Here is a 14601-nt window from a genome sequence, read left to right on the forward strand (position 1 = left end):
GTACTCTGGCCGAATTCCCCCGCAGCGCCCCCCGAACAAGCTGTTTCTTGATATGCGGCTGACGGGCGCTTAGGCTACTTACAAACAACCCCGAAGGACACTCCATGGGCATTTTTGATTTTCTCTCCGGCCAGTTCATCGACGTCATTCACTGGACCGATGATACCCGCGATACCATGGTCTGGCGTTTTGAGCGCGAAGGCCACGAGATCAAATACGGTGCCAAGCTTACCGTGCGCGAAGGGCAAGCGGCTGTTTTCATTCACGAAGGCCAGCTGGCGGATGTCTTTACCCCCGGTCTTTATATGCTTGAAACCAACAACATGCCGATCCTGACCAGTCTCCAGCACTGGGATCACGGCTTTAAGTCTCCGTTCAAGTCAGAGATTTACTTCGTCAATACGACCCGCTTCAACGATCTGAAATGGGGAACGAAAAACCCTGTGATTGTGCGTGATCCTGAATTCGGCCCCGTTCGTCTGCGCGCCTTTGGAACGTACAGCGTGCGCGTGGCCGATCCCGCCGTATTCCTGCGCGAGATCGTCGGAACGGACGGCGAATTCACGATGGACGAAATTTCTTATCAGATTCGCAACATCATCGTTCAGGAGTTTTCCCGCACAATTGCACGCGCAAACATCCCTGTGCTGGACATGGCAGCAAATGGCCGTGAGCTGGGCAAACTGGTTGGTAAGGAAATCGCCGGACAGCTTGCCGAATATGGCCTCGCCTTGCCAGAACTTTACGTCGAGAATGTTTCCCTTCCCCCCGCTGTCGAAGACGTCCTGGATAAACGTTCTTCCATGGGCGTGATCGGCAATCTTGATCAATACATCCAGTTTCAGGCCGCAGAAGGGCTGGGCCAGGAGGGCGCTGGTGCTGCCGCCATTCAAGCAGGTGTCGGTGCCGGCCTTGGTATGCAAATCGGCGCACAAGCAGCGGCAGGCGGCCCATGGGGCGCGCAACCTGTTGCCCGCAGCGCACCCGTGCAGCCGCCTCAAGCGGTTGAGCATGTGTGGCACATCGCTGAAGGTGGCAAAACGACTGGTCCTTTCTCCAAGGCATCGCTTGGACGCATGGTGACTGAGGGAACTTTTACGCGTGAAACCTATGTCTGGACCGCGGGACAAGACGGCTGGAAAATCGCAGAAGACGTGATGGAGTTGGCGCAACTCTTTACCGTCATGCCGCCGCCGCCCCCCACAGCCTGAACAACCGCTGTGCGAGACGTCATATTCCCACCAGCCCTCGCAAAAGCCGTATCTGAAAGTGGATTTTCGCCCGCCGTCCGTGCGGGCGATTTCCTGTTCCTGACAGGTGCGACAGGCACAGACGCCAATGGGAACATGCCAGCGGATGCCGCGACCCAGACCCGCAATGCGCTGGCGAAGGTGCTGGAAATTCTGGCGGCTGCCGACACACCCGCGCAGGCAATTGTCGAAGTGACCAGCTATCACATCGCCATCACATCACACTTTGATACCATCGATCCCATCCTTCGCGATATGCTGGGCGTTCCTTTGCCCGCGTGGACGGCTGTTGAGGTGGCGGGCTTGCGACGCGCCGGTGCTGTGATCGAGCTTCGGGTGGTCGCCCACGTACCGCAGTCCGTTTGAAACACACGCCCCATTCCATGCGGAATGCCCGTTAATGGCGTAGTGGCAAAAACCAAATAGATTTTGATCCGAATTTCCGTTGCAAAATTCGAAGCTTATTCCCCATCAACCTATTATCAGCCTTCGCATCACGACAGCAAATCTGCTACACCGCAATCTTGAGCCCCCTCTTGACGCTCCGCGCGGCAAGGCCAATGTTAGGGGGAAACATTCCAGCGCCAAAGGCCCGCCCTTGCCCGACTTCCAGCCAGAAACCGTCCTGCAAGAGCACCGCTTTCCGTGTGATACATGCGGATCGGACTTGCGCTATGATCCAGCCAGCGGCGACCTGAAATGTGACCATTGCGGCAACGTAGAGCAGATCGGAACCGTCTGGACCAGCGCGCGCGCCATCGCCGAACTTGATCTGGAACGCGGCCTTGCCCAGACGCTTGATGGCGCCGAGATGGAAGAAACCCGTGTCAGCCAATGCCCCAATTGCGCGGCGCAGGTGGAATTTGACGCCAACACACAAGCAACCGAATGCCCTTTCTGTGCCACGCCCGTCGTCGTGGACACCGGTTTGCACCGCCATATCAAACCCCGCGCTGTTTTGCCCTTTGCGCTGGCCGAAGAAACCGCCCGCGATGCGATGAAAGACTGGCTCGGCAGTCTGTGGTTTGCGCCGAATGGCCTGAAGGCTTATGCGCGCAAAGGTCGTCGGATGGATGGCATCTATGTTCCCTATTGGACCTATGATGCGCAATCAGACACCCGCTACACCGGAGAGCGGGGCACTGTCTATTATGAGACCCGAACCGTTATGCGTGATGGCAAACGCCAGCAGGTGCGTGTGGCCAAAGTACGCTGGCGCGGTGTCTCGGGTCGCGTAGCGCGGTTCTTTGACGATGTTCTGGTTCTCGGCTCCCGCTCGCTGCCCAAACGCTTTACAGACGCGCTGGAGCCGTGGGATCTGGCGGCGCTTGAACCTTACGCGCCAGAATATCTCGCGGGTTTCCGCGCCGAAGGCTATACCGTGCCATTGGACGAAGGCTTTGACGAGGCCCGTTCAAAGATGGACGCGATGATCCGCCGCGACATCAAATTTGATATCGGTGGCGACCGGCAGCGCATCCACTCGATGGATGTTGACCTGAGCAATATGACCTTCAAGCACATCCTGCTGCCCGTTTGGCTGGCTGCTTATAAGTATCGCGGAAAGACCTACCGCTTTGTGGTCAACGGCCGGACAGGCCGCGTGCAGGGCGAACGGCCCTATTCCGCGATCAAGATTACATTTGCCGTGATTGTCGGTCTCATACTGGCCGGCATCATCGGCTACCTTTATGCCCAGAACGGATAATCCATGAACGCCATCGATACACTCTCGGAAATAATGTCAGACAGGTATTCCTGCCGCGCTTTCCTACCTGATCCGGTGCCAGACGCCGATCTGGAGCGTATCGTCGAAACCGCGCGCCACGTTCCGTCATGGTGCAATGCCCAACCATGGCAGGTCGAGATCACCCGTGGGGAAGGTACAGAGCGGTTGCGCACTGCGCTGTCGCAGGCAGCACTTGCCGGAACGCCCCCTACACCCGATCTGGAGTGGCCTAAAAAATACACCGGCGCATATGGAGAACGGCGGCGTACATGCGGCTTTCAGTTGTATGATGCGGTGGGCGTCGAAAAATCAGATCGCGCAGGGCGCGCAGCGCAGATGATGCGCAATTATTCCCTTTTTGACGCGCCGCACGTGGCCATCCTACACTCACCTGCTGAACTTGGCCCCTATGGCGCTATGGACACCGGCGGCTTTGTCGCTGCGTTCACTTTGGCCGCAACCGCTCTTGGCATCGCAACAATACCTCAGGCCGCAATCGCAGCATACGCCCCGTTGCTCAAAGAACATCTCGACATAGGTGGGGACCGCCTGATCCTCTGCGCCATCTCGATGGGGTATGCTGACAAGGATGCGCCTGCAAACAGCTTCCGCACCACACGGGCGCCAACCGGAGACATCATCCGGTGGCACGACACATGAGAGCTCTGCTGCAACGCGTCACACAGGCCGCTGTGACAGTGGATGAAGAGGTCGTAGGCCAGATCGATTCCGGGCTTCTGATCCTTGTCTGCGCTATGCCGGATGATGACACTGCGACAGCCGACAAACTGGCCCTCAAGATTTCCAAGCTGCGTCTCTTCAAGGACGAGGCTGGGAAAATGAACCTCAGTCTGGCTCAGACCGGTGGCAATGCTCTTGTAGTCAGCCAATTTACCCTTGCCGCTGACACACGCCGCGGCACGCGCCCCGGTTTTTCCTATGCTGCCAAACCCGAACTTGCCCGCGCTTTGTATGAACATTTCGCAACCGCTCTGCGTGAACTGGATATTACGGTTGAGACAGGTCGCTTCGGCGCGGATATGTCCGTGGCGCTGACCAACGACGGGCCGGTCACAATCTGGCTCGACACCGACGATTAGGCACCCTTCGCTGTGCCAAGTCCAAACGCAAAATGCGGACCGCAAAGGCCCGCATCAAATGCGCATTAAAACATGTCATGCGCGTCAGCGCTCCGTCAGGTCACGGCTCGCGGAATGCTTCTTTGGATTTGTACAAGGGTTTCAGCAGGTACTGTAAGACGGTCTTAGAACCTGTGTGCAGTTCCACGCTGGCCTGCATACCGGGGCGGATTTCCAACTCTGCCTGACGCGGTGTCAGGTGTTCCGTATCAACGGCCAGTGTCACCTTATAGTGCGGGTTGCCGTCAGGATCGCGCGCGCGCTCGTCTTTGAATGTATCAGCCGAGATCAACTTTACCGTCCCTTTCAGCGTACCATAGATCGTATAGTCATAGGCCGACAGTTTGACCGTGGCCTCCTGCCCCGGACGCACGCCTGCGATATCTTCAGGCTTTACTCTGGCTTCTACGAAAAGTTCTTCGTCCAGCGGGATGATTTGCAAAATTTCCTCGCCGGGGCGCACAACGCCACCGATCGTGGTCACGCTCAGGTTGTTCACGATTCCGCGCATCGGGCTGCGCAGTAGTGTACGATCCAGTTGATCGGTACTGGATTTCAGGTTCTGCCGCAGCGTGGACAACTCTCTGAGCACATCGGAATATTCCTGAGCACGCTCCAGCTCTGTGCGGGTAACGACTTCGTCGTATTTGATCTTTGCATCGGCAAAAGCCTTGCGGGTACGGGTCGCTTCAATAAGCGAAACGATCTTGTTTTTGAGCAGACCGTCCATCAGGTCACGCTCGCGCTGCGCTTCGACCAGCACCTGTTTCGCACCATCAACAGATGAGACATAGTCGGACTGCCGCGCCTGCAACAATGCCGCTTCGGATAATAGCATTTCCGGCGTCCGGCGTGCCCATTCCTCCGGCACATCAAATGTATAGGCCCCGTCGATCTCTGCCTCGAGCCGCATCCGGCGGATTTCGAACGCGCTGATCTGGTCTTTCAGGTCATCAACAGAGGACTGGAATTGTGTGTTGTGCAGACGCGCCAACACATCACCGGCCTCGACAATGTCACCCTCGCCAACGGCAAGGTCAGCCAGTATGCCGCCTTCAAGGTTCTGGATGATTTGCGGACGTGAGCTGCTGATCATCGATCCTTCTGCACGCACGATCTCATCCACCCAGGCGAAGAAGGCCCACGTGAGAAACACAATCACAGTTGCTGCGCTGAGCCATACCACCATTGAAGGGCCGCGCATTTGACGCTCGATGTGGTTGTCCATGGTCAAGGTCATGCAGCGCCTCCTTTGATGGATGACAGATGTGCCATGACTTCATCACGTGGTCCGTCAATGCTCATGCGGCCATTGGCCAGAATGATTGTGCGGGTTGTCAAAGTCAGAATAGGCGCGCGGTGGGTGGCGATAATTGCGGTCCGGCCCGCCATCCAGGTTTCCAGCCGCGTCACCAGCGCCTGCTCCAGTTTCTGGTCAAGCGCGGCTGTCGGCTCATCCAACAGACAGATTTTCGGATCTTGTAGCCATAGCCGTGCCCATCCGATTGACTGGCGTTGACCAATGGACAGGCCTGCGCCTGCGTCCATGATTTCAAGGTCCAGACCTTTAGGATGCGTGCGCACGTAATCGCCCAAGCCCGCAAAATCGAGCGCCTCCATCAGGCGTTCGTCATCACGCTCCAGCATGGTAAGGTTCATATTATCGCGCAGCGTGCCTGAGAACAGGCGCACGTCCTGCCCCAGATATCCGATCAGGCGGCGCAGATCGCGCGGCTCGATCTGGCTCATTTCGGTGCCATCGATCAAAATACGGCCAGTGGTCGGAGCATATAGACCGCTCAGGACTTTCAAAAGCGATGATTTGCCAGAACCGTTGGCCCCAAGAACCGCGATCCGTTGGCCGGGCAGAATGTTCATGCCGGGCAGATCAAGCGTTGGCGCGCCTTCTTCCATGTAACGGAAAGTGACCCCTTTCAGCTCGAAGTTACCTGCCAGATGGTCACGGCGCATATACGTGCGGCCTTCGGCTGTGTCCTGCTCTGAGCCTGCGATATGTTCCAAACCGTCAAGGGCGGAACGCACATTGCCCCAACGCGCCATCGTGCCTGCCAGCTGTGTCAACGGTGCCAATGTACGTGAGGTGAGAATACCGGTCGCGATGATCGAACCCACCGTAAATTCACCCGCAAACACCAGATAGGTGCCGGTAATCACGGCCGCCAGATAGGTGCCCTGCTGAACCCCCTGCGACCAGAAGGTCAGAACAGAAGCCAGCTTGCGCTGCTCTGATGACTTTACAGCCGACAGCGTGGTCAGCTCCCCCCACAAACGCTGCACACGGTCTTCGCCGCGCTGCGTCTTGACGGTATCAAGTTCGAAAATCGCTTCATGCAACAGACGTGAGGACTTTGCTGTGGCCCCTTGGGTTTCTTGCGTCAGACGGATCATGCGCTTTTGCATGAAGAAGCCCGGTACAACCATCAGGATGCCACCCAGAACCAGAACCCAGACAACGTTCCCTGCAATTGACGCAACAAGGGCGAGAAAGACAAAGATAAACGGGATGTCAGCGATTGTACCGATTGTGGACGCGGTAAAGAACTCTCGAACAGAGCCGAACTCGCGCATTGAAGAAAACAAATCAGAGGGTGCCTGAGGGCGCTTATCGCTGCGCATACCCAAGATGCGGCGCATCAAAATGCTTTGCACTGACAGCTCAATCTGGCGACCAGCACCATCCATTAGCTGCGCGCGTGCAATTTTTATGAACGCTTCCATCAGCAGTGCCAGCATGGCACCGGCGGCCAGCACCCACAGGGTTGCCTCGGATTGGTGCGGGATCACACGGTCATAGACCTGCAGCGAAAAAAGCGCGACTGCGACGGCCAGGAGGTTCGCCACGAAAGAGCCAAGGGCAACCTCGCCCAGCTGCCGTTTGAAACGACCGAATTCCCCCCAGAACCAATGTTTGGGCTTCTCGGCGGTCTTGTGAACCTCTTCTACCTTCTTGATCGGCATTTGCGCACGCAGCGTCAGCCCCGAGAAGAAGGGTACGAAATCAACGGCAGGCACAAGCGCGCGGTTGTCAGGGCATGTGGTGTCATACACGACCAGATCAGCGCGGTCGCGGCCCATCACCAGCAACAACTGGCCGGAGGTCATGTAAACCAGCGCAGGAAAGCTTTGATCATCAAGAGATTTGCTCCGCTGTATTTCTACAGCAAAACCATTGCTGCGCAGCAACGTAGCAATCACCTGTGCCTCGTCCTGTTCGGTCGCACCGGACTTTAGCCTGCGGGTAAGACCTTCGGTCAGATCCGCGCGTGAGGCTTCCACCCCCAATACGCTGGCGTATGTTGCGATAAGGCCGCCGCGCACGCGCAAGCGGTCCTCAAAGGTAGATGTGTTATCAGCCTTTGGGGGTTCTTTAACGTCGGCTGGCTTCAGACGGCCTGAATTGCCGTTCACGATCGTAAGGGTAAACGGTTTACTCATATTGCTGATCCATCGGCTAACACGCCCAAAAGTTCGGCCATGGCCACCCTCAATCGGATGGCTTCATATTTAAGGGAAACTTCGTTCTCTTGCTGACGGGCAAAGGTTTCATACACCCCGACAACATCCATTACCTGACGCTGGCCCCCATCATACTGAGCCTGAAACAGGTCAAGGTTCTGTTTAGCTTGCGCTGTCAGCCTTGCGGCTTCTGCCGCCTGCCGCTCTTTCGAGGCAATCTCGCCTTCGAATTTACGCAGCTTACGGTTGGCATCCTCATTGGCCTGCGCCACACGGCGGCCTGCGGCCTCACTTGTGGCTTCAATCGCTTTTAGACGATCACCCGTCCCGAGCCCGAGCAGATTTTCGGAGCCGATGCGCAACCCGAAAGTGCTGTCTTCGCCGACGTTGCCGCTGGCGCTTAACCCCGGCAACTGGCCTGCGCGGTCCACTTTCGCAGCGGCGATTGCGCGGATTTTTTCAGCTTCAGCCTGCGTCACGCTTAGGGGTTGTGCCAGACCGGCACTGACAGGAATACGCGCTGTGCCTTTTACGTTACCCAGATCGCCGATGGCCATCGCGTTCAGTTCGGCGATTGCGGTGGATGCAGTTTCCGCAGCAGCGGATTTGCTGGCGCGGATTTCAAGCAGTTTCTGACGCAAGACATGCAGATCAGAGCTGTCAGACACACCGCCCTGAACCCGCTGCTGCATCACCCACTCGAAATGGCTGATGTCTTTTTCACTTTTGCTGGCCAGCGCCAGTTTTTCGCGCGCTTCGACAGCGCTGATGTACAGATCAAGGCCCGTGCGGACGCGGTTGTTCGTGTCAGAGGCAAGCGCCACAGCGGCAACTTCGACGTCGGCCACGGCAAATTCGCGTTCGCCTTTCTTCCGGCCGTTATCAAACAGGACCTGCTCAACCACCAGATTTGCCACGACAGAGCCGAGCGATGTGAGGCTGATGTTCGGCCCGATTTGTGGAAGCCAGTTCTTAGAGGCCGCGCGTGCACGCAACTGCGCCGCGCGCAATTCGCTTTCGGCGCTGCGGGAGTTCGCTGCCAGCACCGCAGTCGCAACCTGACTATACGGGCTGCCTTCAGGCAGCACAGAACGGCGGGCAATCAAGCCCTGAATGATATCGCTCTGCGCGCTTATTTTCTCTGAATGGGTAAGCTTGGGCGGGGTCGTGGTAGCGCTGGTGCTTTGCATGGCCACAACATCGCCGGTGCCCGCATTGCCACCTACATCCGATAAACATCCCGCCAGCGCGAGCGCACTTGCGCACATCGCTGCGGTTCTTCGTCCACACTGCCCCATATCCTGCCCTTAACGTGCCGATATTTATATTTATTATTCTTATTGCTTTTGTTTTTCCGGGTGCGGCGGTGGTTTCGCCCCGCCGCATCCCGTTATCTTTTCAGTGGTCGCTTAGATAGTGACAGGAACTTCCTGTTCGACCAGCAACGTGCCTTCGGCGCCGACAGAGTAAACATTGTATGTCTGGCCATCGACTGTTTGTGTGCCCTGCGCCATGCCGCCCTGAACAATCACCTGATCCTCGGAAGAACCATGGATGGTGAGCGTGTTGGAAGCTGTGGAAAGAGCCAGCAGGCTTGCTTCGTCGATGACAACGCTTGCCGCTTCGGCGAAATCAAGATCGAGGTTCTCGATCTGGTAGTCACCAAGCGCCATGTTTGTCAGATCAACGGAGTTTGTCGCAGCTTCATCGTCCAGCACCAAATATGTACCCGATGTGTTGCCCGCCTCGTCAGTAGCGTTGACGATCAATTGCGAACCGTTCGGAACGTCCGAATTGAAGTCGATTGTCGTCTCGCCGCGGTTGTTTGTCCCAAATGCGCTTGGCACGTCAGAGATGCTACCATCCGCTTCGACCTGCACAACGCCGGTCGTCACTCCGGCTTCCATTTCCGCCTCGATAGAGATGCCGCGGAAACCATCGGAACCTTCGGTGAAGGACTGGATGATCGGACCGTCCGGTGCGGCCGTGTCGATGACAAGTGTATCATTAATAACAGCTCTGTTGCCGACGTGATCAGTTGCCACCACCGAAATATCGGCTGTGTAGTCACCGCTGCGGATATCGCCGGCAGGGATGGTCAAAGACCAGTTACCCGCCGCATCCACACTGACGTTGTCGTAGGTTTTACCGTCGAAGGTCACCACAACAGTTGAAAGTGCCTCCACAGTACCGCCTAGGTCAATGCCTGCCGCTGCTTCGGCTGCGTTCAGCACCGTATCATCACCAGTTGGGTTGCTGGTCATGGCAAATGGCTTCACTTCGGTATCAACCCGTACAGTACCACCGTCAAAGTCTTGGACGTTGCCGTTGCCGTCTGTCGCCTTGATGCTTACCGGTACTTCGTAGGTGCCTTCCGCAAGTCCGCTTGCGTCGAATACAGCAGACCAGTTGCCTGATGCGTCGATGGTGGCGGCCTGTGTCAGTGTGCCCATCGTGACCATGACCGATGTCGAACCGACTTCGGTGGTCCCTGTCACAGTAACCATTCCGTCATGCTCAAGGGAGCTGATGATGTTGTCTGTGGCAATATCGTCGGTCGCGACACTCAGGTTATCCACGCGGGTATCGACACGGACACTGTCCGTTTCGGTGCGGGTGTTGCCATATGGGTCGGTGATGGTCGCAGTGATCGTCGCGTTGTAATCACCCGGCGCGACTTCGCTTGCCGAGAAGTATGCCTCCCATGTGCCGTCAGCCGCTGCGGCGACATCATGGCTTACACCTTCCAGTGTCACAGTCACGATTGTGCCTGCATCAGCCGTACCGGTAAGGATCACACCATCGCTAGCTTCGTCGCTGTTTACAATATCATTGCCTTCGACAGGGCCGTCGATGGTCAGCGTGCCTGCTACTGTATCAACGCGAACCGATGTCGTCGCGGTGTCAATGTTGCCCGCAGCGTCTGTCGCAGTGGCTGTCATTGTCGCAGTATAATCACCCGAAGCAATGCTGCCCGCAGCGAAGGTAGCAGACCAGCTGCCGTCAGCGTTGACAATTGCAGGGACCGATACACCGCCCAGATCAACGATCACAGAGGTAGACCCGACTTCGGTTGTACCGGTCACCGTCAGCGCGCTGCCGACTTCACCTTCAAAGATCACGCCATCCGCACCACCAGTGGAGGAGGTGATCGCCAGATCGCTTACAAATGTGTCGACTTCGAAGGAACCGGTCGCGTTGCGAACGTTACCGTGTGTGTCCGTGGATACGACCGTAACTGTGCCGGTGTAATCACCCTCTGCCAACTGCGCTGAGGAGAATGTCGCGCTCCAGGTATTGTTGCTGCCGGCAGTGACGGGGATCGTCACGCTGCCGATAGTAACCTCTACGGTCGAACCCGAAGCTGCGGAGCCAGTGAATACAGCGCCGGATTGATGCTCTTCACCGTTGATAACGTTGTCACCAACAACCGCAACACCGTCCACTGTTGTAGAAACGCTGCCGTCGATGGTCACGCTGTGCACGGTATCAACAACAAGCGTCTCTGTGTAGCTGCGGGTATTCCCGAAACTGTCGCTGGTCACGGCTGTGATCGCTGTGGTGTATTCGCCCGCTTCCAGAACACCGCTTTCCCATGACAAGGACCAAGTCCCCGCTTCCGAGATTACGACCGTGCGGGAAACTTCAGCGATTGTGACTGTCAGTGTCGAACCGGCTTCGCCCGTGCCCGACAGTGTTACGCCCTCGGCAAAGGAGATCTCGTTAAAGAAATCGCCTGTGGATTCAGTGCCTTCCGTGAAGGTAATCTCTGGTGCGATTGTATCGATTTCAAATGAAGGACCGTCCAGATCGGTTGTCTCGCCGTCGCCGTCCGTGACAACAACTTCAGAGTCGTAGACACCATCTTCTGGAAAGTTTTCGCCTTCGAAGACAGCCTCAAACTCACCGTTTTCGTCGATGACTGTTTCAACCTGCTTATCGCCCACGATGACAGTCACTTCGTCGCCCGGCTCACCGCCGCCTGTGATTGCCAGTGTTTTATCTTCGCCGTCGCCACCGATGGCAACATTGGCTTCGCTGTCGTTCACATAAGGGGTTTGCGGTCCGGATTCACCGCCACCGCCGCTGCCGCCGCCCAGCAATGCCGCGCCGCCAAGGCCCGCTGCAACCGCTGCTCCGCCGCCCAAAAGGCTGCTGCCGCCCAACAGCGCCCCGCCCAGCATGGACACTTCTTCATTGCCATCTGCCAGAGGAACACCAGCAACTTCATTGTTACCAAGGAAGATGAGTTCGTCCGACGGGCTCCATTTGCCCCATTCGGATGTCGGGCCATACTGTGCGTAAAGGTTGCCCTGCCCGCCATCAACAAAGCTGACTTCGTTGAGGTAGCCATCGGAAGATACAAACAGCCGGTTCGCCGCGCCGCTTTCGTTGAAGAAATTGTCGATTGTGATTGTGCGACCGTCCGTCAGCGTAATCACAAGCCGATCACCGGAGCGCACCTGGCTCGCGAAATCAGATTGACGTGCATTTATGGAAATTTCCTGGCCAGCTCCGGCCACAATTACCTGATTTTTTGCATCCGCCGAAACTGTCCCACGCTGCAAACCGCCCGCACTACCGCGAACGACGAAATCAATCGCCTTCATCGTTATACCCACTCTACCTCAAAAGCGCCTGCTTTGTGCAGGTCGCTAGATTTTTGTTGTTTTAAGTTGCTGCTACCCGGCCCGTTCGAGCGTGCCGTGATTTCACCGTTATTGGGTCACACTATTCTCTGAAATTAACGAAATCCAGTAATATATTGCCAAATTTTCCCCCTAAACCGTTATCCAGCAATCCTGTTGCTGGAAACGCACGCTCTCGTAAAGTGATTTAGAACCATGCAAGTACATACAGGTAAGCGAGTCCTTTCAACACATTAGCGTATGTCATACCTTATACCGTTGACTTATTTGCGCGCTAATCGGACGTTGCAGGGATGACACATAAAAACAATGCTTTACGCCCGCTCACCGAAGATCCCGATCACGCGATTGTCCTTTCGGACGGCACAAGGCTGTCTGCGCGCCTTTGGAAACCCGAGGACGCGGACGCTGATCCGGTCCCGCTGATCCTTGAATTCCTGCCTTACCGCAAGCGCGATGGAACCTGCGCGCGGGACGCCCTAACGCATCCGTATTTCGCAGGGCGCGGATATGCCTGCGCACGGGTCGACATGCGCGGTAACGGTGACAGCGAAGGCTTGATGGAGGATGAGTACAGCCCCCAAGAACTCTCCGATGCGGTCGAGGTGATCAAATGGGCCGCCGCACAGCCTTGGTGCAACGGAAATGTCGGCATGATGGGCATCAGTTGGGGAGGATTCAATTCGCTGCAGGTTGCAGCCCTTGCGCCAGAACCGTTGAAGGCAATCATCACCCTATGCTCGACCGTGGACCGCTTTGCCGATGACATCCATTACAAAGGGGGCTGCCTGCTGAATGAAAATCTGGGCTGGGGCGGCACAATGTGGAGTTTCTCCAGTCGCGCGCCTGATCCTGCCTTGCGCGAGAACTGGCGCGAGATGTGGTTGGACCGGTTGGAGAACGAGCCCTTCCTTCCCTCTGTCTGGCTGCGCCATCAACGTCGCGATGAATACTGGCAGCATGGCTCAGTCTGCGAAGACTTTAGCGCAATAAAAGCAAAAGTGCTGGCGGTTGGCGGCTGGGGCGACGCGTATAAGAACGCGGTGCCGCAACTGGTCGAAGCGTTAGACGGGGCCAAGGGCATCGTCGGCCCCTGGGTCCACAAGTACCCGCACTTCGCCGCCCCCGAACCGCGGATCGGTTTCTTGCAAGAAGCCCTGCGGTGGTGGGATCATTGGCTCAAGGGCGTTGATACCGGTGTACCCGATGACCCTGATTACCGCGCCTACCTCATGGACGGCGTGCGCCCGGCTGCGTGGTACACGGAACGCCCCGGTCGCTGGATTGCCGAAGATACCGGTGCGACGACCCACCTGCCAGTCCAGACGCTACACCTCGGGACAGACGGCACCCTATCAGACGCCCCCCAGAAGATGGCCTCGGACATTGCTTCGCCTGCACATTGCGGGGCGGCGTCGGGCGAGTACTGCGCCATATGGCTTGGCCCCGAGATGCCCGGTGACCAGCGTGCCGACGATGCGCTGTCTGGCACATTCACCTCTGCCCCCCTGACTGCGGATATGGACCTGGTCGGCGCCGCACGACTGACGCTGAGGCTGGCCTGTGACAAGCCGCAGGGCCAGATCGCGGTGCGGCTCAATCATATCCACCCTGATGGTGCCGCGACACGGATCACCTACGGCGTCCTGAACCTCACGCACCGCAGATCATCGCGGAACCCGAAGGCCATGACGCCGGGCAAGGCCGAGGAGATCGCCCTTGATCTGGATCACATAGCCTACCGTGTGCCGGCTGGGCACCGCATCCGCGTGTCGATCTCAACCGCCTATTGGCCGCTTCTGTGGCCCGCACCAGAGGCCGCGAATATTACCATCACCCAAGGCAGCATCGCGCTGCCCCAACGCCCGACCCAAGGCAGTGACGAGGTTGCATTTCTGCAACCCGAGGCCGCAGAGCCATGGAGAACTAACGAAATTAGGCCCGAAAATCACATCCGCCGTCAGGAAGTCGATATGGTGACGGGCGTGCATTCTTTGGTGATTGAGGATGATTTCGGCAAGCTGCGCGATGCTGATCACGGGCTGATCACAGGTTCAATCGCGCGCGAACGCTGGGACATCCACCCCGATGATCCGCTTTCCGCCCGTGGCGAATGTGATTGGGAGGACGAGTTGGAGCGTGACGGCATCAAATTGCGCACACGCGCGCATTGCACAATGCGGTCTGACGCAACCACCTTCTACCTCAGCGCGAAAATGGAAGCTTGGGAGAATGGAAAGCTGGTCTATTCGCGCGAAGAAAGCGAAACCATTGCGCGTGATTTTCTGTAAACTGGTTGACGTGGAGTTCGGGGATTAACCCTTGCGAGATGCCAGCAAATGCGCAACTTTGTCCCA

At 57.2% G+C, this 14601-nt stretch carries 10 protein-coding genes; 6 read left to right on the plus strand and 4 right to left on the minus strand.

Annotated elements, in window-relative coordinates:
• Positions 1-104: 104 nt before the first annotated feature.
• The 5 genes from K3757_RS13610 (at position 105) to dtd (ending at position 4079) form a co-directional block, all read left to right on the plus strand.
• The gene (locus tag K3757_RS13610; protein ID WP_259996273.1) at positions 105-1211 is read left to right on the plus strand and encodes an SPFH domain-containing protein; all 1107 of its coding nucleotides are present in this window, start codon (positions 105-107) and stop codon (positions 1209-1211) included.
• A 9-nt stretch (positions 1212-1220) separates the two neighbouring features.
• Positions 1221-1616 carry a Rid family hydrolase gene (locus K3757_RS13615; RefSeq protein ID WP_259996274.1) on the plus strand — a complete coding sequence of 132 codons (396 nt, stop codon included), beginning with the start codon at positions 1221-1223 and terminating at the stop codon, positions 1614-1616.
• A 232-nt stretch (positions 1617-1848) separates the two neighbouring features.
• Positions 1849-2958, plus strand: coding sequence for a TFIIB-type zinc finger domain-containing protein (locus tag K3757_RS13620; protein WP_259996275.1), 1110 nt, complete (start codon positions 1849-1851; stop codon positions 2956-2958).
• A gap of 3 nt (positions 2959-2961) precedes the next feature.
• A complete protein-coding gene (locus tag K3757_RS13625; protein WP_259996276.1) occupies positions 2962-3639 on the plus strand; it encodes a nitroreductase in 678 nt (225 codons plus the stop codon).
• A complete protein-coding gene (dtd, locus tag K3757_RS13630) occupies positions 3636-4079 on the plus strand; it encodes a D-aminoacyl-tRNA deacylase (RefSeq protein WP_259996277.1) in 444 nt (147 codons plus the stop codon). Before K3757_RS13625 ends, dtd begins: the two co-directional genes overlap by 4 nt.
• A 100-nt stretch (positions 4080-4179) precedes the next feature.
• Here the strand turns inward: dtd and K3757_RS13635 are convergent, their stop codons facing one another.
• The 4 genes from K3757_RS13635 to K3757_RS13650 all read right to left on the minus strand — a co-directional run bounded on the left by K3757_RS13635 (position 4180) and on the right by K3757_RS13650 (position 12205).
• Complete coding sequence (locus tag K3757_RS13635) at positions 4180-5358, minus strand: HlyD family type I secretion periplasmic adaptor subunit (RefSeq protein WP_259996278.1); 1179 nt, start codon at positions 5356-5358, stop codon at positions 4180-4182.
• Positions 5355-7574 (minus strand): ATP-binding cassette domain-containing protein, encoded by a 2220-nt coding sequence (locus K3757_RS13640; RefSeq protein ID WP_259996279.1) that lies wholly within the window; start codon positions 7572-7574, stop codon positions 5355-5357. The genes K3757_RS13635 and K3757_RS13640 overlap by 4 nt, the downstream gene beginning before the upstream one ends.
• Positions 7571-8863, minus strand: coding sequence for a TolC family protein (locus K3757_RS13645; RefSeq protein ID WP_259996280.1), 1293 nt, complete (start codon positions 8861-8863; stop codon positions 7571-7573). The genes K3757_RS13640 and K3757_RS13645 overlap by 4 nt, the downstream gene beginning before the upstream one ends.
• Before the next feature lie 141 nt (positions 8864-9004).
• Positions 9005-12205, minus strand: coding sequence for an Ig-like domain-containing protein (locus K3757_RS13650; RefSeq protein ID WP_259996281.1), 3201 nt, complete (start codon positions 12203-12205; stop codon positions 9005-9007).
• Between the two features lie 332 nt (positions 12206-12537).
• Between K3757_RS13650 and K3757_RS13655 the strand changes: the two genes are divergently transcribed.
• Complete coding sequence (locus tag K3757_RS13655; RefSeq protein ID WP_259996283.1) at positions 12538-14535, plus strand: CocE/NonD family hydrolase; 1998 nt, start codon at positions 12538-12540, stop codon at positions 14533-14535.
• The last annotated feature ends 66 nt before the right edge of the window (positions 14536-14601 follow it).

Source organism: Sulfitobacter sp. S223 (assembly GCF_025143825.1).
GTDB lineage: Bacteria > Pseudomonadota > Alphaproteobacteria > Rhodobacterales > Rhodobacteraceae > Sulfitobacter.